The sequence below is a fragment of the Rhodococcus sp. ACPA1 genome (genome assembly GCF_002300195.1).
Lineage (GTDB): Bacteria > Actinomycetota > Actinomycetes > Mycobacteriales > Mycobacteriaceae > Rhodococcus_F > Rhodococcus_F opacus.
Window position 1 is genome coordinate 940474 of the sequence record NZ_NSDX01000001.1, and the last position, 26102, is coordinate 966575.

Genomic DNA, 26102 nt, shown 5'->3' on the forward strand with positions numbered 1-26102 from the left:
GCCCGGGACTTGACGAGACATAGAGGACGAGAAGACTCATGGCAATCCGTAAGTACAAGCCGACTACCCCGGGCCGTCGTGGCTCGAGCGTCTCGGACTTCGCCGAGATCACTCGGTCGACCCCCGAGAAGTCGCTGGTTCGCCCGCTCCACGGACGCGGTGGACGTAACGCACACGGTCGTATCACCACCCGGCACAAGGGTGGCGGACACAAGCGCGCCTACCGGCTGATCGATTTCCGTCGCAACGACAAGGACGGCGTGCCGGCCAAGGTCGCTCACATCGAGTACGACCCCAACCGCACCGCGCGTATCGCCCTGCTGCACTACGCGGACGGCGAGAAGCGCTACATCATCGCCCCCAAGGGCCTGGTCCAGGGTGCTCCGGTCGAGTCCGGCGCAGGCGCCGACATCAAGCCCGGCAACAACCTGCCCCTGCGCAACATCCCGACGGGTACCACCATCCACGCGGTGGAACTCCGCCCGGGTGGGGGCGCCAAGATGGCCCGCTCGGCCGGATCCAGCATCCAGCTGCTCGGTAAGGAAGGCACCTACGCCACGCTGCGTATGCCGTCCGGCGAAATCCGTCGTGTCGACGTTCGCTGCCGCGCCTCGATCGGTGAGGTCGGCAACGCCGAACAGTCGAACATCAACTGGGGCAAGGCCGGCCGTATGCGCTGGAAGGGCAAGCGCCCGACCGTCCGTGGTGTCGTGATGAACCCGGTCGACCACCCGCACGGTGGTGGTGAGGGTAAGACCTCCGGTGGTCGCCACCCGGTCAGCCCGTGGGGCAAGCCCGAGGGCCGCACCCGCAAGAACAAGGCGAGCGACAAGCTCATTGTCCGTCGTCGCCGTACCGGCAAGAACAAGCGCTAGGAGGGAGTGAAGGATGCCACGCAGCCTCAAGAAGGGCCCGTTCGTCGATGACCACCTCCTCGCGAAGGTGGACGTGCAGAACGAAAAGGGAACCAAGCAGGTCATCAAGACCTGGTCCCGTCGTTCCACGATCATCCCGGACTTCATCGGCCACACGTTTGCGGTTCACGACGGCCGCAAGCACGTCCCCGTGTTCGTTTCCGACTCGATGGTCGGACACAAGCTCGGAGAGTTTGCACCGACCCGCACGTTCAAGGGTCACATCAAGGATGATCGGAAGGCGAAGAGGCGATGAGCAACACCGAAACCGCCAACCCGACCGCCAAGGCAGTAGCGCGCCACGTGCGCGTCACGCCGATGAAGGCGCGTCGTGTTGTGGACCTGGTCCGCGGGCGTTCGGTTGAAGACGCCCTGAACATCCTGAAGTTCGCGCCGCAGGCAGCGAGCGAGCCGGTCGCCAAGGTGATCGCCTCCGCAGCAGCCAACGCCGAGAACAACCTCGACCTCGACCCGAGCACGCTTGTCGTCGCCACGGCGTTCGTGGACGAGGGCGCGACCCTCAAGCGGTTCCAGCCGCGTGCACAGGGACGTGCGTTCCGTATCCGCAAGCGCACCAGTCACATCACCGTGATCGTGGAGAGCCTGCCGAAGACCGGAACATCGACCCGTAATCGCCGGAAGGGAAGTGCTCAGTAGTGGGCCAGAAAATCAACCCGCACGGCTTCCGCCTCGGCATCACCACCGACTGGAAGTCTCGCTGGTACGCAGACAAGCAGTACGCGGAATACGTCAAGGAAGACGTCGCGATCCGTAAGCTCCTCGCCACCGGCATGGAGCGCGCGGGCATCGCGAAGGTCGAGATCGAGCGCACCCGTGACCGTGTGCGTGTGGACATCCACACCGCGCGCCCGGGCATCGTCATCGGCCGCCGCGGCGCCGAAGCCGATCGCATCCGTTCCGAGCTCGAGAAGCTGACCGGCAAGCAGGTCCAGCTGAACATCCTCGAGGTCAAGAACGCCGAGGCCGAGGCTCAGCTCGTCGCACAGGGTGTGGCCGAGCAGCTCTCGAACCGTGTCGCCTTCCGTCGCGCCATGCGCAAGGCCATCCAGTCGGCCATGCGTCAGCCCAACGTCAAGGGAATCCGGGTTCAGTGCTCCGGTCGTCTCGGCGGCGCCGAGATGTCCCGGTCGGAGTTCTACCGCGAAGGCCGTGTGCCGCTGCACACGCTTCGTGCGGACATCGACTACGGCCTCTACGAGGCCAAGACCACCTTCGGCCGCATCGGCGTGAAGGTCTGGATCTACAAGGGCGACATCGTCGGTGGCAAGCGTGAGCTCGCCGCCAACGTGGCTGCTCCCGCAGGCGACCGCCCGCGCCGTGAGCGTCCGAGCCGTCCCCGTCGTTCCGGTGCCACCGGCACCACCGCGACCAGCACCGAAGCCGGCCGCGCAGCGACCGCCACTGCCGATGCACCCGCTACGACTGAACAGAAGGAGGGCTGACGCATGTTGATCCCACGGCGGGTCAAGCACCGCAAGCAGCACCATCCGAGCCGTTCGGGTGCCGCCAAGGGTGGAACCCAGGTGACCTTCGGTGACTACGGCATCCAGGCTCTCGAGCCGGCCTACATCACCAACCGGCAGATCGAGTCCGCTCGTATCGCCATGACCCGGCACATCAAGCGTGGCGGCAAGATCTGGATCAACATCTTCCCGGATCGCCCCCTCACCAAGAAGCCGGCCGAAACCCGCATGGGTTCCGGTAAGGGTTCGCCCGAGTGGTGGATCGCGAACGTCAAGCCCGGTCGCGTGATGTTCGAGATGAGCTACCCCAATGAGGAGATCGCTCGTGAGGCCCTGCGCCGCGCGATGCACAAGCTCCCGTGCAAGTGCCGGATCGTGACAAGGGAGGAGCAGTTCTGATGGCTACTGGAACCCCAGCCGCAGAGCTCCGCGAGCTCACTGAAGAAGAGCTGGTCACCCGGCTTCGTGAGTCGAAGGAAGAGCTGTTCAACCTTCGTTTCCAGATGGCCACGGGCCAGATGGACAACAACCGTCGACTTCGTACCGTTCGTCACGAGATCGCGCGTATCTACACCGTTCTGCGTGAGCGTGAGCTCGGGCTGGCCGTTGGTCCGGACGCAGGTGACGCGGCATGAGTGAGGAAAAAGCAGTGAGCACTGAAGAGCGCGGCAGCCGCAAGGTCCGCACCGGATACGTCGTCTCCGACAAGATGGAGAAGACGATCGTGGTCGAGCTCGAAGACCGGGTCAAGCACCCGCTCTACGGCAAGATCATCCGGCGCACCAGCAAGGTGAAGGCGCACGACGAGAACGGCGTCGCAGGCATCGGTGACCGCGTGCAGCTGATGGAGACCCGTCCGCTGTCCGCGACCAAGCACTGGCGTCTCGTCGAGGTCCTCGAGAAGGCCAAGTAAGAACCGAATAATGTATCCAGTACGATGGTGGGGTTGCCTTGCGGCAGACGCACGGCAACCCCACCGTTGTGCCGCCCACCCGGGCGGCCCCTCTCGCAGGGCACGGGTACAGACCGCGCACGTCGGGTCGGAAATCTGCCGTGCAACAGTCCAGGTCAAGGAGAAGTAAGTGATTCAGCAGGAGTCGCGGCTGCGCGTCGCCGACAACACGGGTGCCAAGGAGATTCTCTGCATCCGCGTTCTCGGTGGTTCGTCTCGCCGCTACGCCGGGATCGGTGACATCATCGTCGCCACCGTCAAGGACGCCATCCCGGGTGGAAACATCAAGAAGGGCGAGGTCGTCAAGGCCGTCATCGTCCGTACCACCAAGGAACGTCGCCGTCCGGACGGGTCGTACATCAAGTTCGACGAGAACGCCGCCGTCCTCATCAAGCCGGACAACGATCCCCGTGGCACCCGCATCTTCGGCCCCGTCGGCCGCGAGCTGCGTGAGAAGAAGTTCATGAAGATCGTCTCGCTCGCCCCGGAGGTGCTGTGATGAAGGTGCACAAGGGTGACACCGTGCTGGTCATCGCCGGCAAGGACAAGGGCGCGAAGGGCAAGGTCATCCAGGCCTACCCCGCGACCAACAAGGTCCTCGTCGAAGGCGTGAACCGCATCAAGAAGCACACCGCGGTTTCCGCGAACGAGCGCGGAGCTTCCTCCGGCGGCATCGTCACGCAGGAAGCCCCGATCCACGTTTCCAACGTCGCGGTCGTCGACTCGGACGGCAACCCCACTCGCGTGGGCTACCGGACCGACGAAGAGTCCGGCAAGCGCGTTCGGATTTCCCGGAAGAACGGGAAGGACATCTGACATGACCTCCACTGAGAACAAGATCCAGCCGCGCCTGAAGACTCGCTACCGCGAGGAGATCAAGGCTGCGCTGAACACCGAGTTCGACTACGCCAACGTGATGCAGATCCCCGGCGTCGTCAAGGTCGTCGTCAACATGGGTGTCGGTGACGCCGCGCGCGACGCCAAGCTGATCAACGGTGCCGTCAACGATCTCGCTCTGATCACCGGTCAGAAGCCCGAGATCCGCAAGGCACGCAAGTCCATCGCGCAGTTCAAGCTTCGCGAGGGAATGCCGATCGGTGCCCGCGTCACGCTGCGTGGCGACCGCATGTGGGAGTTCCTGGACCGTCTCGTGTCCGTCGCGCTTCCCCGCATCAGGGACTTCCGCGGCCTGTCGGGCAACCAGTTCGACGGCAACGGCAACTACACGTTCGGCCTGAACGAGCAGTCGATGTTCCACGAGATCGACGTGGACAAGATCGACCGCCCGCGCGGCATGGACATCACCGTGGTGACCACCGCGACCAACAACGAAGAAGGCCGTGCCCTGCTGAAGCACCTCGGCTTCCCGTTCAAGGAGAACTGAGCTAATGGCTAAGAAGGCATTGGTCAACAAGGCCAACAAGAAGCCCAAGTTCGCGGTGCGCGCCTACACCCGCTGCCAGCGCTGCGGCCGTCCGCACTCGGTGTTCCGCAAGTTCGGCCTGTGCCGAATCTGCGTCCGTGAGATGGCGCACGCCGGCGAACTGCCCGGCGTTCACAAGAGCTCCTGGTGAGCCGGTGACGCCGTCGCCCTCTCCGGCGGCGGCGTCACCCCCACAGACTTCCGGTTCGTAACCTCGGACCGGGAAACGTAAGACCTACTTCGCGATAGGCCTGCGCCGGAAACGGCAGAGGGAACCGTTGTGAGAAAGGTAGAGGTCAACCTCATGACCATGACCGACCCCATCGCAGACTTCTTGACGCGTCTGCGCAACGCCAACACGGCGTACCACGATGAGGTGAAGTTGCCCCACTCGAAGATCAAGGCGAACATCGCCGAGATCCTCAAGCGCGAGGGTTACATCGCCGACTACCGCACCGAAGACGCCGAGGTGGGCAAGACCCTCATCGTCGACCTGAAGTACGGCCCGAGCCGTGAGCGCAGCCTTGCCGGCGTGCGTCGCGTCTCCAAGCCCGGTCTGCGTGTGTACGCGAAGTCCACCAACCTGCCCAAGGTTCTGGGCGGCCTCGGCGTGGCGATCATTTCCACGTCCACCGGCCTGCTCACCGATCGCCAGGCGGCCAATCAAGGAGTGGGCGGGGAAGTCCTCGCCTACGTCTGGTAAGGGAGGCCACCACAATGTCGCGTATTGGAAAGATTCCCGTCACCGTCCCCGGCGGCGTCGATGTCTCGATCGACGGCCAGGACGTCACGGTCAAGGGTCCCAAGGGCACGTTGGCCCTGACGATCTCCGAGCCGATTGCCATTGCGAAGAACGACGACGGCACGCTCAGCGTGACGCGTCCGGACGACGAGCGTCGCAGCCGCGCGCTGCACGGTCTGTCTCGCACCCTGGTGCAGAACCTCATCACCGGTGTCACCGACGGTTACACCACCAAGATGGAGATTCACGGCGTCGGTTACCGCGTCGCTCTCAAGGGCAAGGACCTCGAGTTCGCACTCGGCTACAGCCACCCGGTCCCGATCGAGGCTCCGGAAGGCATCACCTTCGCGGTCGAGTCGCCCACCAAGTTCTCGGTGTCGGGCATCGACAAGCAGAAGGTCGGGCAGATCTCGGCCAACATCCGTCGTCTCCGTCGTCCGGACCCGTACAAGGGCAAGGGCGTGCGTTACGAGGGTGAGCAGATCCGCCGCAAGGTCGGAAAGACGGGTAAGTGATATGAGCCAGACTGCAAACCAGAAAGCCAAGCGGATTCCGCTCGGCAAGGATGCGTCCACGAAGCGTCGCCTGTCGAAGGTGCGTCGTCACTTCCGTCTCCGCAAGAAGGTTTCCGGCACGCCCGAGCGTCCCCGCCTGGTCGTCAACCGGTCCTCGCGCCACATCCACGTCCAGCTCGTGGACGACCTCGCAGGCCACACCCTGGCCGCGGCGTCGACCACCGAGGCCGACGTGCGTGCAGCGGACGGCGACAAGAAGGCCCTCAGTGCGAAGGTCGGTCAGCTGATCGCCGAGCGTGCGAAGGCAGCCGGTGTCGAGGCCGTCGTGTTCGACCACGGTGGACACGGCTACCACGGTCGCATCGCGGCCCTTGCGGACGCAGCTCGCGAAGGCGGGTTGAAGTTCTGATGACCAAGACCGAGTACATGAACGGAAGGACAGCCTGATGCCGGGACGTCAGAGGCGTGACGGCGGAAGCGGACCCGCCGGACAGAATGGCCCCAACACGGGGGACAACCGCGGCGGCGGCGACCGTCGTGGTGGCGGTCGCGACGATCGTCGCGGCGGACAGTCGGCCGAGAAGTCGAACCACATCGAGCGCGTCGTCACGATCAACCGCGTGTCGAAGGTCGTCAAGGGTGGTCGTCGCTTCAGCTTCACCGCTCTGGTGATCGTGGGCGACGGCAACGGACTGGTCGGCGTCGGCTACGGCAAGGCCAAGGAAGTTCCTGCGGCCATCCAGAAGGGCGTCGAGGAGGCTCGCAAGAGCTTCTTCCGCGTTCCGATGATCGGCAGCACCATCACGCACCCGGTTCAGGGTGAGGCCGCAGCGGGCGTCGTCATGCTGCGTCCGGCAAGCCCCGGTACCGGTGTCATCGCCGGTGGCGCGGTGCGTGCCGTGCTGGAGTGCGCCGGTATCCACGACATCCTGTCGAAGTCGCTCGGTAGCGACAACGCCATCAATGTCGTGCATGCGACCGTTGCTGCGCTCAAGGGCCTGCAGCGTCCCGAGGAAGTTGCGGCTCGCCGCGGTCTCCCCCTCGAAGACGTGGCTCCCGCCGGCATGCTGCGTGCACGCGCACAGGCTGGGAGCGTGAAGTAATGGCCGAACTCAAGGTCACTCAGATCAAGAGCACCATCGGTACCAAGCAGAACCAGAAGAACTCTCTGCGCACGCTGGGCCTGAAGGGCATCCGTCAGACTGTTGTTCGCGAGGACAATGCGCAGAACCGCGGTCTGATCAACGTGGTGCGCCACCTCGTCACAGTTGAGGAGGTCTAACCATGACCATCAAACTGCATCACCTGCGCCCCGCACCCGGAGCCAAGTCCGACAAGATTCGTGTCGGTCGTGGTGAAGGCGGCAAGCGCGGCAAGACCGCCGGTCGCGGCACGAAGGGCACCAAGGCCCGCAAGAACGTGCCCGCAGCCTTCGAGGGTGGACAGATGCCGCTGCACATGCGTCTGCCCAAGCTCAAGGGTTTCACCAACCCGTTCCGCACCGAGTACCAGGTCGTCAACGTCGGCGACATCGCCCGTCTGTTCCCCGAGGGTGGACAGGTCACGGTCGAGGACCTCGTTGCCAAGGGTGCTGTTCGCAAGAACCAGCTCGTCAAGGTTCTCGGCGACGGCGACCTGACTGTCGCCGTCCAGGTGACGGTCGACAAGTTCACCGGCTCCGCCAAGGAGAAGATCGCTGCTGCCGGTGGTACCGCCACCGAGCTGTGAGCTATCACCGCTAGCCAGTAGATGGCCGCAGTACAGCCTCGCGCTGTACTGCGGCCATTTGCGGCTGTACGGGCAGCACTGCCGCAGGTCTCCCAACTGTGCGTTCAGTTGCCACTGTTAGAGTTCTAGAGTTCATTCACGGACAAGTCTGCTTTCGACTCGTCTCCCCACCGTCGTGCCAGGAGGATCTTTGCTTTCCGCCTTCGTCTCGGCCCTCAGGACCCCGGACCTGAGGCGGAAGATCCTCATCGCGCTCGGTCTCGTTGCGCTCTATCGCATCGGCGCCGTGATTCCGTCGCCGGGCGTCGACTACGGGAACGTCCGAGCCTGTGTCGATCAGCTGTCGGGCGGTGATTCCGCGGGTATCTACTCGCTGATCAACCTGTTCTCCGGCGGCGCACTACTCCAGCTGTCGATTTTCGCGATCGGCATCATGCCGTACATCACGGCCAGCATCATCGTCCAGCTGTTGACGGTCGTCATCCCGAAGTTCGAGGAACTCCGGAAGGAAGGCCAGTCCGGCCAGGCGAAGATGACGCAGTACACGCGTTATCTGTCGATCGCGCTGGCGATCCTGCAGGCCACCGGCATCGTGGCGCTCGCGTCGCGCGGCCAGCTGCTGCAGGGATGCCAGGAAGAGATCATCGCCGACAAGAGCATCTTCGGCCTCGTGATCATCGTGCTGGTCATGACCGCGGGCGCTGCGCTCGTCATGTGGTTCGGTGAGGTCATCACCGAGCGCGGTGTCGGTAACGGCATGTCGCTGCTGATCTTCTCGGGTATCGCGTCCCGCCTGCCCTCCGAGGGCAAGGCCATCCTGGACAGTCGCGGGGGACTGATCTTCGCGATCATCTGTGTCGCAGCCCTCGCCATCATCGCCGGTGTCGTATTCGTCGAGCAGGGCCAGCGCCGGATCCCGGTCCAGTACGCCAAGCGCATGGTCGGCCGCAAGATGTACGGCGGTTCGTCGACGTACCTGCCCCTCAAGGTCAACCAGGCAGGCATCATCCCGGTCATCTTCGCGTCGTCGCTGCTGTATCTGCCGAACCTCATCGCGCAGCTCACCGGCGCCACGTCGTCCGCCGATCCCAGCTGGTGGCAGCGGATCATCAACGAGTACCTGGTGAATCCGAACAACCCGGTGTACATCGTCATCTACTTCGCGCTGATCGTGTTCTTCGTGTTCTTCTACGTCGCGATCACGTTCAATCCGGAAGAGCGCGCGGACGAGATGAAGAAGTTCGGCGGCTTCATTCCCGGTATCCGCCCGGGTCGCCCCACCGCGGACTACCTGAATTACGTGCTCAACCGCATCACCGTTCCCGGCTCGATCTACCTCGGCCTGATCGCGGTGCTGCCCCACTTCTTCCTGTCCGGAAGCCAGACCTCCAGCAGCATCTTCGGTGGTGCGGCCGTGCTGATTCTCGTCAGCGTCGCCCTGGACACGGTCAAGCAGATCGAAAGTCAATTGATGCAACGTAACTACGAAGGGTTCCTCAAGTGAGACTTGTCCTCCTTGGTCCTCCCGGTGCAGGCAAGGGCACCCAGGCCGCGATTCTGTCCGAGAAGCTCGGCGTCCCGCACATCTCCACGGGCGACCTGTTCCGCGCGAACATCGGCCAGGCCACCCCCCTCGGCCTCGAGGCGAAGAAGTACCTGGACGCCGGCGACCTGGTTCCCAGCGAGATCACCAACAACATGGTGAAGGCCCGCGTCGGCGAGCCGGACGCGGCCAACGGATTCCTCTTGGACGGCTTCCCCCGGACGGTCGACCAGGCTCAGGCGCTCGAGGCGATCCTCGCCGAGCTGAACACGAAGCTCGACGCAGTGCTCTCCTTCATCGTCGACGAGGACGTCGTGGTCGAGCGGATGCTGGCCCGTGGCCGCGCCGACGACAAGGAAGACGTCATCCGCAACCGGCTCCGGGTGTACCGCGAGGAGACCGCACCGCTGCTGGACTACTACAAGGACCAGCTGGTGACCGTCGACGCCCTGGGCGAGGTCGACGAGGTCAACGCTCGTGCACTGGCAGCGCTGGGTCAGTAATGGGCTTCGGGCGTAAGCGCAAGGTCGTTCCGTTCCGGACCGCAGGCGAGCTCGACGCGATGGCGGCCGCCGGTGCCATCGTCGGTGCGGCTCTGGTGGCGGTCCGAGATGCGGCGAAGCCGGGTGTGAGCACGCTCGAACTCGACGAGGTGGCCGAATCGGTCATCCGCGACGCCGGCGCCGTGCCGTCGTTCAAGGGCTACCACGGGTTCAGCGGATCGATCTGTTCGTCGGTGAACGATCGTGTGGTGCACGGGATTCCCTCGGCGGAAGACATTCTCGCCGAGGGAGACCTCGTCTCCATCGACTGCGGCGCCATTCTCGACGGCTGGCACGGCGACTCTGCCTGGACCTTCGGTGTCGGAGACATCATCGAAGCGGACCAGCAGCTCAGCGAGGCCACCCGGCTGTCCATGGAGGCGGGGATCGCGGCGATGCTGCCCGGCAACCGCCTCACCGACATATCCCACGCCATCGAGCTCGGCACCCGCGCCGCCGAGGTCGCGCACGACCGCAAGTACGGCATCGTCGACGGCTACGGCGGCCACGGCATCGGCCGGGAAATGCACATGGAGCCGTTCCTCGCCAACGAAGGGGCTCCGGGCAAGGGGCCGCAGCTGGTGGTCGGTTCCGTTCTGGCGATCGAACCGATGCTGACCCTCGGCACCACCGATACCGTTGTCCTCGAGGACGATTGGACGGTTGTCACCTCCGACGGCACCCGTGCCGCGCACTGGGAGCACACGGTCGCCGTCACCGAGGACGGGCCGCGCATCCTCACCTTGCGTCCGGAGTAGCGGCCTGCGGGTGCGGGCCTACACGTCGATCAGCAGAGTCACCGGGCCGTCGTTGACGAGGCTGATCTCCATGTGTTCGCCGAACACGCCGGTCTCGACGGTCGCTCCCAGCTCGCGCAGGGCGCCGGTGAACTCGTCCACCAGTGGTTCCGCCACCGGCCTCGGCGCCGCGGCGGACCAGGACGGGCGCCGGCCCCGGCGGGTGTCCGCCATGAGCGTGAACTGACTGGCGACGAGTACGGGGGCGTCGAGGTCGGACGCGGATTGTTCGTTCTCCAGGATGCGCATGGTCCACACCTTCTTCGCGAGCAGAGCCGCCTTCGCCTCGTCGTCCGTATGGGTGACGCCGACCAGGACGAGCAGCCCGTGGCCGCCGGCCGGGGGAGTGATCCGTCCGACCTCGACGCCGTCGACGCGGACCGACGCGGACGTCACTCGCTGTACCAGGGCGCGCACGCACACCCTCCTTCGCATCGTTGCCGGTGGGTCTCGGAAGTCGAATTCTCGGCGGGCGGGCGGTCCGTCGGGGACCTCATTTGGCCTGGTGAGCAATTTCCCGTAACATGGATCAACGGTGCGCTATGCGTGCCGGTTGTCTGCGTGCCCAGTGCCGGATTCGATCCGGATTGTTCATGTTTCGGCCGGTGAAGATCCCATTGGGCGCCACGGTAACGGAAACAGATGCAATAAGCACGCCAAACCACATGGATCGCGGAGGATATGGCTAAGAAAGACGGGGCCATCGAGGTCGAGGGACGAGTAGTCGAGCCGCTGCCCAATGCGATGTTCCGCATTGAGCTCGAGAACGGCCACAAGGTTCTCGCCCACATCAGCGGAAAGATGCGTCAGCACTACATTCGCATCCTCCCGGAAGATCGCGTTGTCGTAGAGCTCTCGCCCTACGACTTGTCGCGCGGACGCATCGTTTACCGGTACAAGTAAAAGCTTCCCCGCCCGACCAGGTCGGGGAGAAGTACGTCCGCTGCGGATCTGCGTAGTGGGCTGCCACAAAACAGGAGATCAGAAGACGTGAAGGTTCAGCCGAGCGTCAAGAAGATCTGCGAAAAGTGCAAGGTGATCCGTCGTAACGGCCGGGTCATGGTGATCTGCGAGAACCTGCGCCACAAGCAGCGTCAGGGCTAGATCTCCGCTTTTCGAGGATCTGCTTGGCAACAAGCAAAGATGACCTCCCAGCACCAGCCAGTACTCACGGCTCTCGAGCAGGTACTGGTTCACCCCCGGCACGGAGGCCGGGGCCCCACTGAGTTAGTTGAAGCATTGTCGGTCGCGAGACCGCCGACGTTTGAAGAGGCACAGGGGATGGACTGGGAGCAGACCTCCGCACACCGATAGGAAATGCCGACATGGCACGTCTCGCAGGTGTCGATCTGCCCCGTGAAAAGCGGATGGAGATCGCACTTACTTACATCTACGGCATCGGCCGTACCCGCTCCAAGGAGATCCTGGACGCCACCGGCGTCAGCCCGGATCTGCGGAGCAAGGATCTCTCGGACGAGGATCTGGCCAAGCTCCGCGAGTACATCGAGGAGTCGCTGAAGGTCGAGGGTGACCTTCGCCGCGAGGTCCAGGCCGACATCCGACGCAAGATCGAGATCGGCTGCTACCAGGGCCTGCGCCACCGTCGTGGTCTGCCCGTGCGTGGTCAGCGCACCAAGACCAACGCCCGCACCCGTAAGGGTCCGAAGCGCACCATTGCAGGCAAGAAGAAGGCGAAGTAATGCCCCCCAAGTCACGTAGCACCGGTCCGAAGAAGACCCAGAAGGCGCGTCGCAGGGACAAGAAGAACGTCCCGCACGGCGCCGCTCACATCAAGAGCACGTTCAACAACACCATCGTGTCCATCACGGACCCCGCCGGAAACGTGATTTCCTGGGCGTCCTCGGGACACGTCGGCTTCAAGGGTTCGCGTAAGTCGACCCCGTTCGCCGCTCAGCTGGCCGCCGAGAACGCAGCCCGCAAGGCGCAGGAACACGGTGTCAAGAAGGTCGACGTCTTCGTCAAGGGCCCCGGCTCCGGCCGTGAGACCGCGATCCGCTCGCTTCAGGCCGCAGGCCTCGAGGTCGGCACCATCTCCGATGTCACCCCCCAGCCGCACAACGGCTGCCGTCCGCCCAAGCGGCGTCGGGTCTAGCGGGAAGGATAGGTAGAAGAAAATGGCACGTTATACCGGACCCATCACCCGCAAGTCGCGTCGTCTGCGCGTCGACCTCGTTGGAGGCGACCAGGCGTTCGAGCGTCGTCCCTACCCGCCGGGCCAGCACGGCCGCGCGCGGATCAAGGAGAGCGAGTACCTGCTCCAGCTGCAGGAGAAGCAGAAGGCTCGCTTCACCTACGGCGTCATGGAGAAGCAGTTCCGCCTGTACTACAAGGAGGCGAACAACCGCCCCGGTAAGACCGGTGAGAACCTGCTCCGCATCCTGGAGTCGCGTCTCGACAACGTCGTGTACCGCGCCGGACTGGCTCGCACCCGCCGCCAGGCCCGTCAGCTGGTCACCCACGGCCACCTCCTTGTGAACAACAAGAAGGTCGACATCCCCAGCTACCGCGTCTCGCAGTACGACATCATCGATGTCAAGGACAAGTCGCTGTCCACGCTTCCCTTCCAGGTCGCGCGCGAGACCCAGGGTGATCGCCCGATCCCGGGTTGGCTGCAGGTTGTCGGTGGACGTCTCCGGGTTCTGGTTCACCAGCTTCCCGAGCGTGCGCAGATCGACGTTCCTCTGCAGGAACAGCTCATCGTCGAGTACTACTCGAAGTAGGCCTGACGGCTCGTGCGCCTTTCCGGTAGTTCCGACTACCGGAAAGGCGCACGAGCACGAAGTGCCTTTCCCATCGTGGGCGTCAAATAGCGGACGCCCGTACAGGAGGAACTCCAATGCTCATTTCTCAGCGACCCACGCTGACCGAAGAGGTCATCGCTGACAACCGCTCGAAGTTCGTCATCGAGCCCCTCGAGCCAGGCTTCGGGTACACCCTCGGCAACTCGCTCCGTCGCACGCTGCTTTCGTCGATTCCCGGCGCTGCTGTCACCAGCATCCGCATCGACGGCGTTCTGCACGAGTTCACCACAGTTCCCGGTGTGAAGGAAGATGTCACCGACATCATCCTGAACCTCAAGGGCCTCGTCGTGAGCTCCGAAGAGGACGAGCCGGTCACCATGTACGTCCGCAAGCAGGGCCCCGGCGCTGTGACTGCAGGCGACATCGTGCCCCCGGCCGGCGTCACCGTGAACAACCCGGATCTGCACATCGCCACCCTGAACGACAAGGGAAAGCTGGAGATCGAGCTCGTCGTCGAGCGCGGTCGCGGCTACGTTCCCGCCGTCCAGAACAAGGCGTCCGGCGCCGAGATCGGCCGTATCCCGGTCGACTCGATCTACTCGCCGGTGCTCAAGGTCACCTACAAGGTGGAGGCCACCCGCGTCGAGCAGCGCACCGACTTCGATCGGCTCGTGCTCGATGTGGAAACCAAGAACTCCATCACCGCTCGGGACGCGCTCGCTTCGGCGGGCAAGACCCTGGTTGAGCTCTTCGGCCTGGCCCGTGAGCTGAACGTCGAAGCAGAAGGCATCGAGATCGGACCCTCGCCCGCCGAGGCCGATCACATTGCTTCGTTCGGACTGCCCATCGAGGACCTGGACCTGACGGTCCGTTCCTACAACTGCCTCAAGCGCGAAGGTGTTCACACCGTCGGTGAGCTTGTCGGCCGTACCGAGTCCGATCTGCTCGACATCCGCAACTTCGGACAGAAGTCCATCGACGAGGTGAAGGTCAAGCTGCATTCGCTCGGCCTGGCCCTCAAGGACAGCCCCGCGTCCTTCGATCCCACCACCGTTGCCGGCTACGACGCCGCCACCGGGACGTGGAGCGACACGGACGCAGGTTCCTTCGGTGATGCCGAGGGCACCGAGGACTACGCCGAGACCGAACAGCTGTAGCTCACGGTCCTTTACTAGGAGATCATCATGCCCAAGCCCAAGAAGGGTGCCCGCTTCGGCGGGTCGGCTTCGCACCAGAAGGCGATCTTCGCCAATCTGGCTACCGCGCTCTTCGAGCACGGCCGCATCACCACCACGGAGTCCAAGGCCAAGGCCCTGCGCCCGTACGCCGAGAAGCTCGTCACGCACGCCAAGGCCGGAACCCTGGCTCACCGTCGCGAGGTTCTGAAGGTCATCCGCAACAAGGATGTCGTGCACACCCTGTTCGCGGAGATCGGCCCGTTCTACGCCGATCGTGACGGCGGCTACACCCGCATCATCAAGACGGTTCCCCGCAAGGGCGACAACGCGCCGATGGCGATCATCGAGCTCGTCAAGGAGAAGACCGTCACCTCCGAGGCCGACCGCGCTCGTCGCGTGAAGGCATCGAAGGATGCGCCGGCTGCTGCTCCCGCCGAGGAGAACGTCGTCGAGGCCGTCGAGGCCGAGGCAACCGACGCCGAGGTCGAGAACGCTGACGCCGTCGTCGAGGCCATCGAGGACGAGACCGCCACCGCGGCCGACGCCCCCGAGGCCGAAGAGGCCAAGAAGGACTAGTCCACTTGGTTTCGGCACACGCTGAATCGAACGAGCCCGTCGTCCCCCCGAGGGACGGCGGGCCCGTTTCGTATGAGACCCGTCGCTTGCGCCTGGACATCGCGTACGACGGAACGGATTTCTCCGGGTGGGCCCGCCAGAACGGGCTGCGCACGGTGTGCGGGGAGATCGAGGAGAAGCTCGGCGCCGTCCTGCGCACATCGTTGCAACTCACGGTGGCGGGGCGCACCGACGCCGGGGTCCACGCCACCGGGCAAGTGGCGCACGTCGACGTTCCGCTCGACGCCGTGCCGGACGACCCGTCCCGGCTCGTCCGCAGGCTCGCGCGGTTCCTGCCGAAGGACGTGCGGATCAAACAGATCGCCTTCGCGCCCGAACACTTCGATGCGCGGTTCTCCGCGATGCGCAGGCACTACGAGTACCGCCTGACGTCGGCGGCCTACGGCGCCGATCCGCTCCGAGCCCGGGACACCGTGTCGTATCCGAAGGTCCTGGATCTCGAACTCATGCGCGCGGCGTCCGCGACGCTGCTGGGGTTGCACGACTTCGCGGCGTTCTGCAAACGCCGGGAAGGCGCCACGACTGTCCGCGATCTCCAACGTTTCGACTGGGAGCGCGACGGCGACGTGTTCACGGCCTTCGTCAGCGCCGACGCCTTCTGCTGGTCGATGGTGCGCAGTCTCGTCGGTGCGGTTCTCGCTGTGGGGGAGGGACGTCGCGACCTCGACTGGATCGAAGGACTCCTCCGCGAGAAGTCGCGGTCGAGTTCGATCCTGGTGGCCCCGGCGCACGGACTGTCCCTGGTGCGCGTCGACTACCCGGACGACGCGGATCTGGCGGCACGCAACGAGATCACCCGGGACGTCAGGACCGTGCCGGGCGGCTGCTGCGGCGACTGACCGGAACCCGCGGCGTCGATCGCCGCCGCGGTTGCGGAGGCGTCAGCACCTACGATGGCTCCGGAGGAGAAGGAGCCTGTTCATGACCGCAGTCGCACCCGTTCGGATCGAGATCATCATCGGATCCGTCAGAGTGGGTCGGATCGCTCCCGTCGTCGCCGGCTGGTTCGCCGAACGCGCTCGCGCCTACCCGGGACTGGACGTGGGCATCATCGATCTCGCCGACACGCCGTTGCCGCAGGATCTCGGCGCATCCCCGGTGACGGACGAATTCCGGGAGCGAGTGGGCAGAGCCGACGGGTTCGTGGCCGTCACCTCCGAGTACAACCACGGCTACCCTGCGGCGCTGAAGACCGCGTTCGACAGCGTCAAACACGAATGGCGCTCGAAGCCCATCGGTTTCGTGTCGTACGGCGGGTTGGCAGGCGGACTCCGGGCAACCGAACAGCTGCGCCAGGTAGTGGCCGAATTGCACATGGTGTCGGTGCGGCAGAGCGTGAGTTTCCACCGGGTGCGCAAGAGATTCGACGACCAGGGGCAGACGACCGACGGCGCCGCCATCGACTCGGCTGACCGCATGCTCGCGCAGCTCGTATGGTGGGCCGACGCGGTCCGTGTTCAGCGCGGGACCGCGCCGTACCCCGGCTAGAACTGGTGCACCGGCACGTACTCGTCCACCGCGCGAGGCCGGCCGATGAACGCCGTCTCGGACGAGATCGTGACCAGCATCAGTTCGATGCTCGTCCCTCCGGTCGACAGAAGAATGCGGTCGCCCAGCGCATTCGGTTGGACGATCGACAGGTCCGGTTCGGCACCGGGCCACTGGCTCGGTTCTCCGTAGAGGTAGATCGCGGTGACCCCGGCGCGGGGCGGCAGCGCGTTGACGCCGTCGAACACGACGGTGTTGAACCTGTTGTCGGACTGCGGATTGTGGCCGGCGATACGCAACCGGTCGGGCGTGGCGATGGAGTCGATCAACGACGACCACGCGTCCGGCCGATCGGTGTGAATGAGCACGCGGGCGCCGGTCGCGACGGCGCGGAACACCAGCTGCTGGGCGAGATACAGCTCACCCGCCACATAGACCATGCCGACGCCGGGACCTGCGATGCGAGCGGTGATTCCGTGACCGTAGTCGTCGGAGCCGATGAGCTGGCCGCACCCCGCTGGGGGCAACTGCAGCGCACGCAGGTCCTCGACGGACATGTCGATCAACGGCATCACGTCGTCGAGGTCCGACATCGCGACGGGAAGATTGGCAAGCAGCCCGTCCCGGTGCCTGCCCTGCATCGAGACGAGCCCGGGGATCGTGAGCGGTTCGGGCATCGTCCGGGTGGTCACCCGGCAGGCCGCACCGACCTTCACCTGCCCGTCGTGTCCGCTGGGGCGCAGCCGGATCGTCACGGTCGTGCCGAGGCTCGACGGAACCCAGAGCTTCGCGAGCAGGTCTCGCGTCAGGTAGCGCGGGTCGACGCCGTAGCCGGTGTTGCATACGCCGGGCAGCGGTGCATGCTTCCACGTCTCCGTGAAGGTCTTCGGATCGACGCCCCGACTGATCTGCAGCGCGGCCGATTCGATCTCTGGGGCGGTGAGAATGCGCGCGCGACATCCTGAATCGGCCAGTGCACGCACGACGCGACTTGCCGCGATCGTGATGGCGCGCGACGCGCCTTCCTCGCCGCCACCACGCCGCGCCACGGCAGCGACGCTCTCCGTGGCGTCGAATCGCAGGGCGAGCCAGACCATCCGGGTCGCCGTCGCCGGGAGCGGGACCTATCAGCCGGTCGTACACATCGGTGGCGAGGGAGCCCGCCGCGGCGCGACAACCGTGGCTGGCGATGTCGATTCCGCTCAGCGAGATGTCGTGCTGCACGAGACGCGCGGCGAGCGCGTCGGTGGGGAGTTCGTGCGTCGTCTGCAAGCCGTCCCGAGTGACCTGCGTGAGGCTCCAACTGTTGCCGCTACCTCTAATAACGTGGGCGCTTCGGTAGTTGGGGTGCGCAAGGAGGCATCGGAAGGCCGGTTACTTCCCGGCGTGTCGGTTCGGGTCACCGAATCATTGACCTCGCGGACCGCGACGCCTATCTGGGCAGGCCCGCATCAGAGTGGGCGGGAGCAGACGCCGGAGAGAGTGGACCGCATTGCATTGTCGGGCGCGATCGCAAGAGGCGTCGCTGCTCGATCAGGAAAAGATGTTGCGGGAGAGCGCCTGCTGGTGCGGTGTATCGGGTCTACAACGATCGCGTTCGGGTTTGCGGGAGCGGCGTGCCGCGGCTGGATGATCGACGACGCGGCCCTGGGCGGGTCGCGGTGGTGCGGGTCATGTGGCGAGATCGATTGCCTCGGCCAGCCTGCGGACTCCCACAGAGGCTAAATGTCGGAGGTCGGCGTTACAGTCGAGGTCCTGCGTGAAAAAGGGTGACGCATCGCTGGTGGAGGGGGTTGATGGATGATGTCATGGCACGGTTGGCATCGCTATCCGGCTGGTTGTCTCGGCTGCGGTCTACACGGAATCATCACCGGCTTCGGGGCGATGCCGCCGCACGGTTCGGGAAGGGGTGACCGGTGAGCATCTGGGGCGATCGCGGGTCTTCTCGGAACGCGACGGTGCTCGCCGCTCATGAATTGGGCCCGGCGTGACCGGGTCTGGATCGACCGTGCCGCGGCAGTTCTCGTTCACCACCCGCGCGTACACGGCGGTCGACGATGCGACCGGTGAGCCGATCGGCCTCGATGACGTCGATACCCGGGTGGGGTGGCTGCTCGATCTTATTGCCGCGGCCGGTGGCGAGTTGGTGTCGCGGCTGTGGCATCCGGCGACGTTCGATGTGCTCGCCGCCGGCCTAGACCGCCAGGACCGGAGGCTGCCCGCTCAGGGGCATGTCGCCGCGGCCCGTCTCGGCTGGGCTCCGATCTACCCGGCCGGGGTCTATGTGCCGTCGCGGGTGAGCCGGGTGGTGACCGCTCAGGTGGTGGCGACCCTGCGGACCCTGACATACCGGGACACCGCGATCATGGCACTGTCGGCCCTATTCGATCCGGCCACCGGGGTTGTGGCGCCGCCGATCGGGTCGGGCGATCACGTGTCGGCGGGTTTCGCTCGGGGCGTGCAACGCCAGCTCGTCGCATTCTCTCGCCGCAGTGACGGGGCGCAGTCGACCCGGTTGCGGATCACCGACCTGCAGGGACCGCCGCAGACAAGCGCGATGGCCCGACTGTCGGCCGCCGATCGGCAGCTCGCGCGGATCACCGTGGCAGACCGTGAGCTGGTGTTGACGGTGAAGCTGCCGACCAGCCCGGCCCCGGCGGGGCGGGCGCAGTGGCGGCGGGTGCGGCTGACCGCCACCATTCCTAAGCACCTGCACGGCCGGGCGATCACCGACTGGCATCTACCGACTTTGGTCCTCGACCACCGGGGCTTGCTTTGGCGGTGCGCGGCGACCGAACTCGCCCCTGCAGCCGATCTAATGGCCGGCACGGTCGCGGTGGGGGTCGATTGGTCCCCGTCCACGCTCGGTGCCGCCGCCACCGTGGTAGAGGGCCCGGCCGGGTTGTCGTCGGATTACCGGGGCTGGACTTACGACGACCGCGGCCTCGGGATCAAACTGGCGCGCCTGCAGGCAGAGGGGCAACTGCTGCACCGGAAGGCGGCCCGGCTGACCCGACTGGCCGCCACCGCCCCACAAGAGGTTCGCGCGCAGCTGGAGGAGAAGATCGCCGTCCTGAACGAGCATCGCGAGGCGGTGGGTGTCAAGCGGGGGAAGATCAATCGGGAGCTGTCTTTCCACTTCGCCCGCCAGGTTACCGACTACGCCGCCGACGCTCAGGCGCAGGTGATCGCGGTGGAAGATCTCACCACCCTCGAGACCCGCGGGCACGGGCGGGTCAACAACAATCGGGCCGCGCAGTCGGCCCGCCGCCAAGCGGCCGCCGCGCTCGCGCACACTGCCGCGGGTGCCGGTATCGCGGTAGTTTCGGTGCCCGCCCGGGGGTCGTCCGCATGGTGTCCGGGCTGCGACGCACCACTCGCCCGCCCCGGTGGGTACCACGACGCGTGGTGTCCACGCTGCCGGGTCGGCGGCAACCGCGACCACATTGCCGGGGTGAACTTGGCCAAACGCGCACTGCTCGGCAAAGGCAAAGTCACCCGTCGGCGCGGGCAGTCGCCTGCGGTCCGGGTCGCCGAGCATGCGCCGGTGCGCCGGTGCCGCGACAAGAACGGTCCAACACGGCGTAGGCCGCGGCATCGCCGGGTCCGCCGCAGCCGGCCCATCGTGACACCGCGGCTGGGGGTGACTCCGAACAAGCATGTTCCTGCATCACAAGCGTCGGTGTGGGACACGGTCAAATCCACACCACCACAAGGTGATGCGGGTAGCCGTGACACACGCATATCTCAAGCGCCCGCCACACCAGTGGCAGACAGTGTGAGATCTACGTAGACGCTACGTCAACGGTCTCGTGCTACCAAGCTGTGCAGGCGAAGTGGGACAACGCCCATGACGATCTGCTCCAGGTTCTGCAGACAATCTCGAAGGTCGTCCAGGAGGGCGCCGTCGACATGCAGACCGCGGAAGACCGGAACGCCGCGGCCTGCTCTGATCCTCACGTGACACGTCGAGTGTCCCAGCAGTTGCGGGGGCACTGTGGTCTCGGACGGTGGATCGAGTGGATCAGTCGGCAGGCGGTATCAGCCGGCTGAGGACGACGCTGCTCTTGGTCTGAAGGACAGCTGGCTCCGACCGCAGGTTCTCCAGGGTGCGTTCGAGGTGTGCCGTGTCGGTGGTGCGGACGCGGAGGAGGGCGTTGGCATCGCCGGTGACGGTGTATGCCTCCTGAACCTCGGTGTGACGAGACACGATCCGTGCGATCTCGATAGCCGAGGTGCGACCACTGCAGTACAACTCGACGAAGACCTCGACGCCGTGGCCGAGAGCGCGCGGATCGAGCGCCGCATGGAAGCCGGTGATCACTCCGGACTCGACAAGTCGATCGACCCGGCGCTTCACGGCGGGTGCGGACAGCCCGACCTCGGCGCCGATGGTGGCGAAGCTGGACCGTGCGTTGCGCTCCAGTCGCGCAACAATCCGCCGATCGAGCGCGTCCAGACGCAATGAATCATCCATGTGATGGAACGCTAGCGCATTGATCAGGTCTTTTGGTGGGTGGATACTGATTTCACCGACACCGATCGAGGGGGAGTGGAGATGGCGCCCACTGCTGGTATCGAGTCCGAGAACCCCTACGAGGAGACGGCGGAGGTGCCGGGCGACGCCGCCCGCGTGGCCCGGCGTGCTCACTCGCGGAGTTACCTGATGTGCCCGCCCACGTATTTCGACGTCGTCTATGCGATCAACGATTGGATGCGTCCCGAGGAGCCCGTGGACCGGGATCGTGCGATGTCGCAGTGGTCGGCGCTCGCGGACACCTACCGGCGACTCGGGCACGAGGTCCTCACGATCGACCCTGTCGAGGGACTTCCGGACATGGTGTTCGTCACCGACAGCGGACTCGTCGTCGACGGTGTGGCGCTCGGCGCCCGCTACCGGTCCGCCGAGCGGCGGGCCGAGGCCGAGCACGTGTTCCGGTGGTTCTCGGACAACGGGCTGATCAGGCCCACCCTGCCGCGGTACGTCAACGAGGGGGAGGGCGACTTCCTCGTCGTCGGCGACGTGATCCTCGCCGGAACCGGGTTCCGCTCCGACCCGCGGTCGCACGCCGAGGCCGCGGCGCACCTCGGCCGCACGGTGATCACGTTGAACCTGGTGAATCCCCGCTACTACCACCTCAACACCGCGCTGGGTGTGCTCGACGACTCGACCATCGCCTACCTGCCCGCGGCGTTCTCGCCGGACAGTCGCGCTCTGCTCGAGCAGATGTATCCCGACGCGGTGATCGCGGCCGAGACGGACACCGACTGGCTCGGACTGAACCTGGTCAGCGACGGCGCCAATGTGGTGCTACCCGTCCAGGCTTCGCACCTTGCCGACCAGTTGTCCGCCCGCGGGTACGAGCCCGTGCCGGTCGACTACTCGGAATTCCTCAAGTCCGGTGGTGGAATCAAGTGCAGCACGTTGGAGCTCCGCGGCTTCCGCGGGCTCCGGATCGCGGAAGATCAGGGGTGACCAGCAATGTCGGACGGAGTCGTTTCCGTGTCGGATGCCACGCGTGAGCAGCTGAGCAGGGCCGACGAACACAGCGCACACAACTACTCGCCGCTGCCGGTCGTGATCGAGTCGGGCGCGGGCTCGTGGGTGAAGGGAATCGACGGCGTCGACTACCTGGACGTCCTCGCCGGATACTCGGCGCTCAACTTCGGCCACGCACACCCCACCCTCGTCCGGGTGGCGAGCGAACAACTCGGCCGGCTCACCCTGACCAGCCGCGCCTTCCAGCACGATCGGTTCGCGTCCTTCTGCGAGGACCTGAGCCGGCTGTGCCGGAAAGAAGCCGTGCTGCCGATGAACACGGGCGCCGAAGCCGTGGAGACCGCGCTGAAACTGGCCCGCAAATGGGGTTACGACGTCAAGGGAGTGCCGCCGGGACGTGCCGAGGTGATCACGTGCGCCGGGAACTTCCACGGACGCACCATCTCGATCGTCGGGTTCTCGTCCGATCCGGACGCGTACACCGGGTTCGGTCCGTTCCCGCCGGGCTTCGCGTCCGCCGAATACGGGAACGCGGACGCGTTCGAGGCCGCGATCACCGAGAACACCGTGGCGGTGCTCCTCGAACCGATCCAGGGGGAGGCCGGAGTGCTGGTGCCACCACCCGGCTACCTCGCGGCGGTCCGGGACATCTGCACCCGCCGCGGGATCCTGATGATCGCCGACGAGATCCAGAGCGGGCTCGGGCGGACCGGCGACACGTTCGCGTGCGACCACGAGAACGTGACCCCCGACGTGTACGTCCTCGGCAAGGCGCTCGGGGGTGGCTTGATGCCGGTCTCCGCCGTCGTCGCCGACTGGCCGGTGATGGCGGTGATCGGCCCCGGACAACACGGGAGCACGTTCGGGGGCAACCCCCTCGCCTGCGCGGTCGGGAGCGCGGTCGTCGACCTGCTCGAGACCGGCGAATATCAGCAGCGAAGCCGTGAGCTGGGCGCCTACCTGCACAGCATGCTGTCGCAACTGCCCCCCGACCACGTGTCGGAGGTGCGTGGGCGCGGACTGTGGGCCGGTGTGCAACTGGCCGACGGTATGCCGTCCGCCCGAACGATCTGTGAAAGACTCCTGGCGCGCAGGGTCCTCGCGAAGGACGCGCACGAAGGAACGATCCGCATCGCCCCGCCGCTGGTGATCGAACGGGACGAGCTGACGTGGGCGGTCGAACAGCTCGCCGATGCGCTCGCCGAGTGAGTTTTGACCCTGGGCCTCACCGACCGGTATTGTTCTCCGTTGGCGTGCCGTGCGCCGCTGCGTCCTCGTGTCGCAGTGGCTGGCGGTTCCCGGGTCTCAACTGGCCGCCGGGAATCGCTCGACGATACGCAATGGCCAGCAGCGGATTGAACAAGACGAGGAAGTTCTGTGTCTACGTACACCCCGAAGGCCGGAGATGTGACCCGCACGTGGCACGTCATCGACGCCACTGACGTGGTGCTCGGCCGCCTTGCCGTCCAGGCAGCCAACTTGCTGCGCGGCAAGCACAAGCCCACCTTTGCACCGCACGTTGACGGCGGCGACTTCGTCGTCATCATCAACGCCGAGAAGGTTGCCATCAGCGGCAACAAGCGTGAGGGCAAGTTCCTCTACCACCACTCCGGACACCCCGGTGGTCTGAAGTCCCGCTCCGTCGGTGAGGTTCTCGACAAGAACCCCGACCGCCTCGTGGAGAAGGCCATCGTCGGCATGCTCCCCAAGAACAAGCTGGGTCGCGCCATCAGCAGCAAGCTGAAGGTCTACGCGGGCCCGAACCACCCCCACGCCGCGCAGCAGCCGGTGCCATTCGAGATCAAGCAGGTGGCCCAGTGACGGCGCCGGAGGAGCAGAACGTGTCCAACCCCGAAGAGATCACCGAGGCTGTCGAGGTCGCGGCGGACGAGTACGTGTCCGTCGAGGAGCCCGAGGTCGCCGAGGACATCGAGGCCGCTGCTGCGCCGCAGGCCCCGATCGTGATCGATCGCCCCATCCAGACCGTCGGTCGTCGTAAGGAAGCGGTTGTCCGCGTCCGTCTGACCCCCGGTTCGGGCGACTTCAAGCTCAACGGCCGCACCATCGAGGACTACTTCCCGAACAAGGTGCACCAGCAGCTGATCAAGGCTCCGCTGGTCACGGTCGAGCGTGCCGAGTCCTTCGACATCGTGGCGCTGCTGCACGGTGGCGGACCGTCCGGACAGGCCGGCGCACTGCGTCTCGCCATCGCCCGCGCGCTCATCGAGGTCACCCCGGAGGACCGTCCGGCTCTCAAGAGCGCCGGCTTCCTCACGCGTGACGCCCGCGCCGTCGAGCGCAAGAAGTACGGCCTGAAGAAGGCCCGCAAGGCATCTCAGTACTCGAAGCGCTGATGTGTCGCCGAAGCCGCCCTCCGGGGTCGGCTTCGGCACCTGTTCTTCCCGAGAGCAGGCGTCCATCGTTACCGGACGCCTGCTCTCGTGCTTTATCCGAGATGTAGTGGGTTTCCTAGGTGCGAGGGGTCTGGTCTGTGGGTCGATTGTTCGGGACGGATGGGGTTCGTGGTCTCGCGAATACCGAGCTGACCGCCGAGTTGGCGTTGCAGGTGGCGTCCGCCGCCGCGACGGTGCTGGCGTCGCCGGGTTCGGGGGGACGCAAGACGGCTGTGGTCGGACGTGACCCGAGAGCCAGCGGTGAAATGCTCGAGGCGGCGGTCGTCGCGGGCCTGACGTCTGCCGGCGTCGACGTTCTGAACGTCGGGGTGCTGCCGACACCCGCGGTGGCCTACCTGACCGCGGAGCTGGACGCAGCTCTCGGTGTCATGATCTCCGCCTCGCACAATCCCATGCCCGACAACGGCATCAAGATCTTCGCGGCCGGCGGGCACAAACTCGACGACGAGGTGGAGGACCGGATCGAGGCCGTCGCCGCCGGAACCACGACACGGAGAGCGCCGACCGGCGCGGGGATCGGACGTGTCCGCACGGTGCCGGACGCCGCGGAACGGTACCTGCAGCACCTGGCCACCGCACTCCCGAACAGCCTCGACGGGCTGACCGTGGTGGTGGACTGTGCGCACGGCGCGGCATCGGGCGTCGCTCCCGCCGCCTACCGGGCCGCCGGCGCCACCGTCGTCGCGATCAACGCCGAACCCGACGGACTCAACATCAACGAGAACTGTGGGTCGACGCACCTCGAGAGCCTGCAGAAGGCGGTCGTCGAGTACAGCGCCGACCTGGGGCTCGCGCACGACGGCGATGCGGATCGATGCCTCGCCGTCGATGCCGCCGGTTCCCTCATCGACGGCGACGCCATCATGACCGTCCTCGCCCTGGGCATGCGCGACGCCGGTGAACTGGTGGACAACACCCTCGTCGCGACAGTCATGAGCAATCTCGGTTTGCACATCGCGATGCGCGAGGCCGGGATCTCACTGGTCACCACTGCTGTCGGTGATCGCTACGTCCTCGAAGGGCTCCGGTCCGGCGGCTTCAGCCTGGGCGGCGAACAGTCCGGACACGTCGTGTTCCCCGCCTACGGCACCACCGGCGACGGAGTGCTGACGGGGCTGCGGCTGATGGGCCGGATGGCGGAGACCGGACAGCCGATCGCCGACCTGGCGGCGGCGATGACGACACTCCCGCAGGTTCTGGTCAACGTGAGGGTCGCCGACAAGCGCGCCGTCGCCGCGTCTCCGGTCGTGCTGGACGCGGTCGTGGCCGCCGAGCGCAGCTTGGGCGACAACGGCCGGGTACTGCTGCGACCGTCGGGCACCGAGCAACTCGTACGCGTGATGGTCGAGGCTTCGGACATCGAAGTGGCCAGGAAGCTCGCCGACGAACTGGCGGGCACCGTCGCCTCCGTGTGAGCGGACACAGCGCACCGATCGGCCGGGGGAACCGATCGGTGCGCTGTCGCGTCTAACGCAGTAGGTCGC

The 26102-nt window shown here is 65.8% G+C and carries 38 protein-coding genes; 35 read left to right on the forward strand and 3 right to left on the reverse strand.

Annotated features, from left to right (window positions below; translation table 11 throughout):
• The first annotated feature begins 38 nt into the window (after positions 1 to 38).
• The 20 genes from rplB (at position 39) to map (ending at position 10601) form a co-directional block, all read left to right on the forward strand.
• Entirely contained in the window at positions 39 to 875 is an 837-nt protein-coding gene (gene rplB / locus CJ177_RS03960) for a 50S ribosomal protein L2 (RefSeq protein ID WP_005239633.1), read from the forward strand.
• 13 nt (positions 876 to 888) lie between these two features.
• Positions 889 to 1170: a 30S ribosomal protein S19 gene (gene rpsS / locus CJ177_RS03965; protein WP_003940820.1), complete on the forward strand. Its 282-nt coding sequence runs from the start codon at positions 889 to 891 to the stop codon at positions 1168 to 1170.
• Positions 1167 to 1571, forward strand: coding sequence for a 50S ribosomal protein L22 (gene rplV, locus CJ177_RS03970; protein WP_005239634.1), 405 nt, complete (start codon positions 1167 to 1169; stop codon positions 1569 to 1571). Before rpsS ends, rplV begins: the two co-directional genes overlap by 4 nt.
• Positions 1571 to 2377 carry a 30S ribosomal protein S3 gene (gene rpsC, locus CJ177_RS03975; RefSeq protein WP_005239635.1) on the forward strand — a complete coding sequence of 269 codons (807 nt, stop codon included), beginning with the start codon at positions 1571 to 1573 and terminating at the stop codon, positions 2375 to 2377. Before rplV ends, rpsC begins: the two co-directional genes overlap by 1 nt.
• Positions 2378 to 2380: 3 nt before the next feature.
• Complete coding sequence (rplP, locus tag CJ177_RS03980) at positions 2381 to 2797, forward strand: 50S ribosomal protein L16 (RefSeq protein WP_005239636.1); 417 nt, start codon at positions 2381 to 2383, stop codon at positions 2795 to 2797.
• The gene (gene rpmC / locus CJ177_RS03985; protein WP_005239637.1) at positions 2797 to 3033 is read left to right on the forward strand and encodes a 50S ribosomal protein L29; all 237 of its coding nucleotides are present in this window, start codon (positions 2797 to 2799) and stop codon (positions 3031 to 3033) included. Before rplP ends, rpmC begins: the two co-directional genes overlap by 1 nt.
• Positions 3030 to 3311 (forward strand): 30S ribosomal protein S17, encoded by a 282-nt coding sequence (gene rpsQ / locus CJ177_RS03990; protein WP_005239638.1) that lies wholly within the window; start codon positions 3030 to 3032, stop codon positions 3309 to 3311. Before rpmC ends, rpsQ begins: the two co-directional genes overlap by 4 nt.
• A 169-nt stretch (positions 3312 to 3480) precedes the next feature.
• Positions 3481 to 3849, forward strand: a complete 369-nt coding sequence (gene rplN / locus CJ177_RS03995) for a 50S ribosomal protein L14 (protein ID WP_005239639.1) — start codon at positions 3481 to 3483, stop codon at positions 3847 to 3849.
• The gene (rplX, locus tag CJ177_RS04000; protein ID WP_005239640.1) at positions 3849 to 4166 is read left to right on the forward strand and encodes a 50S ribosomal protein L24; all 318 of its coding nucleotides are present in this window, start codon (positions 3849 to 3851) and stop codon (positions 4164 to 4166) included. The genes rplN and rplX overlap by 1 nt, the downstream gene beginning before the upstream one ends.
• A 1-nt stretch (position 4167) precedes the next feature.
• On the forward strand, positions 4168 to 4734 hold the full coding sequence (gene rplE / locus CJ177_RS04005; protein WP_005239642.1) for a 50S ribosomal protein L5: 567 nt from the start codon (positions 4168 to 4170) through the stop codon (positions 4732 to 4734).
• A 4-nt stretch (positions 4735 to 4738) separates the two neighbouring features.
• Positions 4739 to 4924 (forward strand): type Z 30S ribosomal protein S14, encoded by a 186-nt coding sequence (locus CJ177_RS04010; protein WP_005239644.1) that lies wholly within the window; start codon positions 4739 to 4741, stop codon positions 4922 to 4924.
• A gap of 153 nt (positions 4925 to 5077) precedes the next feature.
• A complete protein-coding gene (rpsH, locus tag CJ177_RS04015) occupies positions 5078 to 5476 on the forward strand; it encodes a 30S ribosomal protein S8 (RefSeq protein WP_005239657.1) in 399 nt (132 codons plus the stop codon).
• A gap of 14 nt (positions 5477 to 5490) precedes the next feature.
• Positions 5491 to 6030 (forward strand): 50S ribosomal protein L6, encoded by a 540-nt coding sequence (gene rplF, locus CJ177_RS04020; RefSeq protein ID WP_005239658.1) that lies wholly within the window; start codon positions 5491 to 5493, stop codon positions 6028 to 6030.
• 1 nt (position 6031) lies between these two features.
• A complete protein-coding gene (gene rplR / locus CJ177_RS04025; protein ID WP_005239660.1) occupies positions 6032 to 6439 on the forward strand; it encodes a 50S ribosomal protein L18 in 408 nt (135 codons plus the stop codon).
• Positions 6440 to 6476: 37 nt separating this feature from the next.
• Positions 6477 to 7133: a 30S ribosomal protein S5 gene (rpsE, locus tag CJ177_RS04030; protein ID WP_005239662.1), complete on the forward strand. Its 657-nt coding sequence runs from the start codon at positions 6477 to 6479 to the stop codon at positions 7131 to 7133.
• Positions 7133 to 7312: a 50S ribosomal protein L30 gene (rpmD, locus tag CJ177_RS04035; protein WP_005239665.1), complete on the forward strand. Its 180-nt coding sequence runs from the start codon at positions 7133 to 7135 to the stop codon at positions 7310 to 7312. Before rpsE ends, rpmD begins: the two co-directional genes overlap by 1 nt.
• A gap of 2 nt (positions 7313 to 7314) precedes the next feature.
• Positions 7315 to 7758 (forward strand): 50S ribosomal protein L15, encoded by a 444-nt coding sequence (gene rplO, locus CJ177_RS04040; RefSeq protein WP_005239667.1) that lies wholly within the window; start codon positions 7315 to 7317, stop codon positions 7756 to 7758.
• Between the two features lie 190 nt (positions 7759 to 7948).
• Entirely contained in the window at positions 7949 to 9262 is a 1314-nt protein-coding gene (secY, locus tag CJ177_RS04045) for a preprotein translocase subunit SecY (RefSeq protein WP_005239668.1), read from the forward strand.
• Positions 9259 to 9804: an adenylate kinase gene (locus tag CJ177_RS04050; protein ID WP_005239670.1), complete on the forward strand. Its 546-nt coding sequence runs from the start codon at positions 9259 to 9261 to the stop codon at positions 9802 to 9804. Before secY ends, CJ177_RS04050 begins: the two co-directional genes overlap by 4 nt.
• On the forward strand, positions 9804 to 10601 hold the full coding sequence (map, locus tag CJ177_RS04055; protein ID WP_061041834.1) for a type I methionyl aminopeptidase: 798 nt from the start codon (positions 9804 to 9806) through the stop codon (positions 10599 to 10601). The genes CJ177_RS04050 and map overlap by 1 nt, the downstream gene beginning before the upstream one ends.
• An 18-nt stretch (positions 10602 to 10619) precedes the next feature.
• On the opposite strand, the gene dtd is transcribed toward map, so the two are convergent.
• Positions 10620 to 11057, reverse strand: coding sequence for a D-aminoacyl-tRNA deacylase (gene dtd / locus CJ177_RS04060; RefSeq protein ID WP_005239675.1), 438 nt, complete (start codon positions 11055 to 11057; stop codon positions 10620 to 10622).
• Positions 11058 to 11321: 264 nt separating this feature from the next.
• Between dtd and infA the strand changes: the two genes are divergently transcribed.
• The 9 genes from infA (at position 11322) to CJ177_RS04105 (ending at position 16704) form a co-directional block, all read left to right on the forward strand.
• On the forward strand, positions 11322 to 11543 hold the full coding sequence (gene infA / locus CJ177_RS04065) for a translation initiation factor IF-1 (protein ID WP_003418601.1): 222 nt from the start codon (positions 11322 to 11324) through the stop codon (positions 11541 to 11543).
• An 87-nt stretch (positions 11544 to 11630) separates the two neighbouring features.
• A complete protein-coding gene (rpmJ, locus tag CJ177_RS04070; protein ID WP_003938068.1) occupies positions 11631 to 11744 on the forward strand; it encodes a 50S ribosomal protein L36 in 114 nt (37 codons plus the stop codon).
• Positions 11745 to 11965: 221 nt separating this feature from the next.
• The gene (rpsM, locus tag CJ177_RS04075; protein WP_005239677.1) at positions 11966 to 12340 is read left to right on the forward strand and encodes a 30S ribosomal protein S13; all 375 of its coding nucleotides are present in this window, start codon (positions 11966 to 11968) and stop codon (positions 12338 to 12340) included.
• Complete coding sequence (gene rpsK, locus CJ177_RS04080) at positions 12340 to 12753, forward strand: 30S ribosomal protein S11 (protein ID WP_005239680.1); 414 nt, start codon at positions 12340 to 12342, stop codon at positions 12751 to 12753. The genes rpsM and rpsK overlap by 1 nt, the downstream gene beginning before the upstream one ends.
• A gap of 22 nt (positions 12754 to 12775) precedes the next feature.
• Positions 12776 to 13381, forward strand: a complete 606-nt coding sequence (gene rpsD, locus CJ177_RS04085) for a 30S ribosomal protein S4 (RefSeq protein WP_005239683.1) — start codon at positions 12776 to 12778, stop codon at positions 13379 to 13381.
• A gap of 116 nt (positions 13382 to 13497) precedes the next feature.
• Complete coding sequence (locus tag CJ177_RS04090; protein WP_005239684.1) at positions 13498 to 14559, forward strand: DNA-directed RNA polymerase subunit alpha; 1062 nt, start codon at positions 13498 to 13500, stop codon at positions 14557 to 14559.
• 27 nt (positions 14560 to 14586) lie between these two features.
• Complete coding sequence (gene rplQ / locus CJ177_RS04095) at positions 14587 to 15156, forward strand: 50S ribosomal protein L17 (protein WP_005239685.1); 570 nt, start codon at positions 14587 to 14589, stop codon at positions 15154 to 15156.
• Between the two features lie 5 nt (positions 15157 to 15161).
• Positions 15162 to 16055 carry a tRNA pseudouridine(38-40) synthase TruA gene (gene truA / locus CJ177_RS04100; protein ID WP_179443155.1) on the forward strand — a complete coding sequence of 298 codons (894 nt, stop codon included), beginning with the start codon at positions 15162 to 15164 and terminating at the stop codon, positions 16053 to 16055.
• A gap of 82 nt (positions 16056 to 16137) precedes the next feature.
• Positions 16138 to 16704, forward strand: coding sequence for an NADPH-dependent FMN reductase (locus CJ177_RS04105; RefSeq protein WP_005253865.1), 567 nt, complete (start codon positions 16138 to 16140; stop codon positions 16702 to 16704).
• Here CJ177_RS04105 and eccE read toward each other — a convergent pair.
• A complete protein-coding gene (gene eccE / locus CJ177_RS04110; RefSeq protein WP_257014373.1) occupies positions 16701 to 17801 on the reverse strand; it encodes a type VII secretion protein EccE in 1101 nt (366 codons plus the stop codon). The genes CJ177_RS04105 and eccE overlap by 4 nt on opposite strands.
• Positions 17802 to 18691: 890 nt before the next feature.
• Here eccE and CJ177_RS04120 point away from each other — a divergent pair.
• Positions 18692 to 20497 (forward strand): zinc ribbon domain-containing protein, encoded by a 1806-nt coding sequence (locus CJ177_RS04120; protein ID WP_095867309.1) that lies wholly within the window; start codon positions 18692 to 18694, stop codon positions 20495 to 20497.
• A gap of 231 nt (positions 20498 to 20728) precedes the next feature.
• On the opposite strand, the gene CJ177_RS04130 is transcribed toward CJ177_RS04120, so the two are convergent.
• Positions 20729 to 21181 carry an Lrp/AsnC family transcriptional regulator gene (locus CJ177_RS04130; RefSeq protein ID WP_061041837.1) on the reverse strand — a complete coding sequence of 151 codons (453 nt, stop codon included), beginning with the start codon at positions 21179 to 21181 and terminating at the stop codon, positions 20729 to 20731.
• A gap of 81 nt (positions 21182 to 21262) precedes the next feature.
• On the opposite strand from CJ177_RS04130, the gene ddaH reads away from it, so the two are divergent.
• The 5 genes from ddaH (at position 21263) to glmM (ending at position 26033) form a co-directional block, all read left to right on the forward strand.
• On the forward strand, positions 21263 to 22180 hold the full coding sequence (gene ddaH / locus CJ177_RS04135; protein WP_095867454.1) for a dimethylargininase: 918 nt from the start codon (positions 21263 to 21265) through the stop codon (positions 22178 to 22180).
• Positions 22181 to 22186: 6 nt separating this feature from the next.
• Positions 22187 to 23413 carry an ornithine--oxo-acid transaminase gene (rocD, locus tag CJ177_RS04140; protein WP_061041838.1) on the forward strand — a complete coding sequence of 409 codons (1227 nt, stop codon included), beginning with the start codon at positions 22187 to 22189 and terminating at the stop codon, positions 23411 to 23413.
• A 168-nt stretch (positions 23414 to 23581) separates the two neighbouring features.
• Positions 23582 to 24025 (forward strand): 50S ribosomal protein L13, encoded by a 444-nt coding sequence (rplM, locus tag CJ177_RS04145; protein ID WP_005239728.1) that lies wholly within the window; start codon positions 23582 to 23584, stop codon positions 24023 to 24025.
• A complete protein-coding gene (gene rpsI, locus CJ177_RS04150; RefSeq protein ID WP_005239729.1) occupies positions 24022 to 24558 on the forward strand; it encodes a 30S ribosomal protein S9 in 537 nt (178 codons plus the stop codon). Before rplM ends, rpsI begins: the two co-directional genes overlap by 4 nt.
• 137 nt (positions 24559 to 24695) lie before the next feature.
• The gene (gene glmM / locus CJ177_RS04155; protein ID WP_095867310.1) at positions 24696 to 26033 is read left to right on the forward strand and encodes a phosphoglucosamine mutase; all 1338 of its coding nucleotides are present in this window, start codon (positions 24696 to 24698) and stop codon (positions 26031 to 26033) included.
• Positions 26034 to 26102: the final 69 nt, after the last annotated feature.

Bases quoted from the DNA above. Each gene is read 5' to 3' on its own strand.
- rplQ (WP_005239685.1), top strand. From the start codon at position 14,587: ATGCCCAAGCCCAAGAAGGGTGCCCGCTTCGGCGGGTCGGCTTCGCAC.
- rplE (WP_005239642.1), top strand. From the start codon at position 4,168: ATGACCTCCACTGAGAACAAGATCCAGCCGCGCCTGAAGACTCGCTAC.
- rpsD (WP_005239683.1), top strand. From the start codon at position 12,776: ATGGCACGTTATACCGGACCCATCACCCGCAAGTCGCGTCGTCTGCGC.
- rplO (WP_005239667.1), top strand. From the start codon at position 7,315: ATGACCATCAAACTGCATCACCTGCGCCCCGCACCCGGAGCCAAGTCC.
- rpmD (WP_005239665.1), top strand. From the start codon at position 7,133: ATGGCCGAACTCAAGGTCACTCAGATCAAGAGCACCATCGGTACCAAG.
- rplF (WP_005239658.1), top strand. From the start codon at position 5,491: ATGTCGCGTATTGGAAAGATTCCCGTCACCGTCCCCGGCGGCGTCGAT.
- rplB (WP_005239633.1), top strand. From the start codon at position 39: ATGGCAATCCGTAAGTACAAGCCGACTACCCCGGGCCGTCGTGGCTCG.
- rpsE (WP_005239662.1), top strand. From the start codon at position 6,477: ATGCCGGGACGTCAGAGGCGTGACGGCGGAAGCGGACCCGCCGGACAG.
- rpsM (WP_005239677.1), top strand. From the start codon at position 11,966: ATGGCACGTCTCGCAGGTGTCGATCTGCCCCGTGAAAAGCGGATGGAG.
- rpsQ (WP_005239638.1), top strand. From the start codon at position 3,030: ATGAGTGAGGAAAAAGCAGTGAGCACTGAAGAGCGCGGCAGCCGCAAG.
- rplX (WP_005239640.1), top strand. From the start codon at position 3,849: ATGAAGGTGCACAAGGGTGACACCGTGCTGGTCATCGCCGGCAAGGAC.
- infA (WP_003418601.1), top strand. From the start codon at position 11,322: ATGGCTAAGAAAGACGGGGCCATCGAGGTCGAGGGACGAGTAGTCGAG.
- CJ177_RS04130 (WP_061041837.1), bottom strand. From the start codon at position 21,181: ATGGATGATTCATTGCGTCTGGACGCGCTCGATCGGCGGATTGTTGCG.
- ddaH (WP_095867454.1), top strand. From the start codon at position 21,263: ATGGCGCCCACTGCTGGTATCGAGTCCGAGAACCCCTACGAGGAGACG.
- rpsK (WP_005239680.1), top strand. From the start codon at position 12,340: ATGCCCCCCAAGTCACGTAGCACCGGTCCGAAGAAGACCCAGAAGGCG.
- rplR (WP_005239660.1), top strand. From the start codon at position 6,032: ATGAGCCAGACTGCAAACCAGAAAGCCAAGCGGATTCCGCTCGGCAAG.
- rplV (WP_005239634.1), top strand. From the start codon at position 1,167: ATGAGCAACACCGAAACCGCCAACCCGACCGCCAAGGCAGTAGCGCGC.
- rpmC (WP_005239637.1), top strand. From the start codon at position 2,797: ATGGCTACTGGAACCCCAGCCGCAGAGCTCCGCGAGCTCACTGAAGAA.
- rplP (WP_005239636.1), top strand. From the start codon at position 2,381: ATGTTGATCCCACGGCGGGTCAAGCACCGCAAGCAGCACCATCCGAGC.
- eccE (WP_257014373.1), bottom strand. From the start codon at position 17,801: ATGGTCTGGCTCGCCCTGCGATTCGACGCCACGGAGAGCGTCGCTGCC.
- CJ177_RS04105 (WP_005253865.1), top strand. From the start codon at position 16,138: ATGACCGCAGTCGCACCCGTTCGGATCGAGATCATCATCGGATCCGTC.
- rpsS (WP_003940820.1), top strand. From the start codon at position 889: ATGCCACGCAGCCTCAAGAAGGGCCCGTTCGTCGATGACCACCTCCTC.
- map (WP_061041834.1), top strand. From the start codon at position 9,804: ATGGGCTTCGGGCGTAAGCGCAAGGTCGTTCCGTTCCGGACCGCAGGC.
- rpsH (WP_005239657.1), top strand. From the start codon at position 5,078: ATGACCATGACCGACCCCATCGCAGACTTCTTGACGCGTCTGCGCAAC.
- CJ177_RS04090 (WP_005239684.1), top strand. From the start codon at position 13,498: ATGCTCATTTCTCAGCGACCCACGCTGACCGAAGAGGTCATCGCTGAC.
- CJ177_RS04010 (WP_005239644.1), top strand. From the start codon at position 4,739: ATGGCTAAGAAGGCATTGGTCAACAAGGCCAACAAGAAGCCCAAGTTC.
- rocD (WP_061041838.1), top strand. From the start codon at position 22,187: ATGTCGGACGGAGTCGTTTCCGTGTCGGATGCCACGCGTGAGCAGCTG.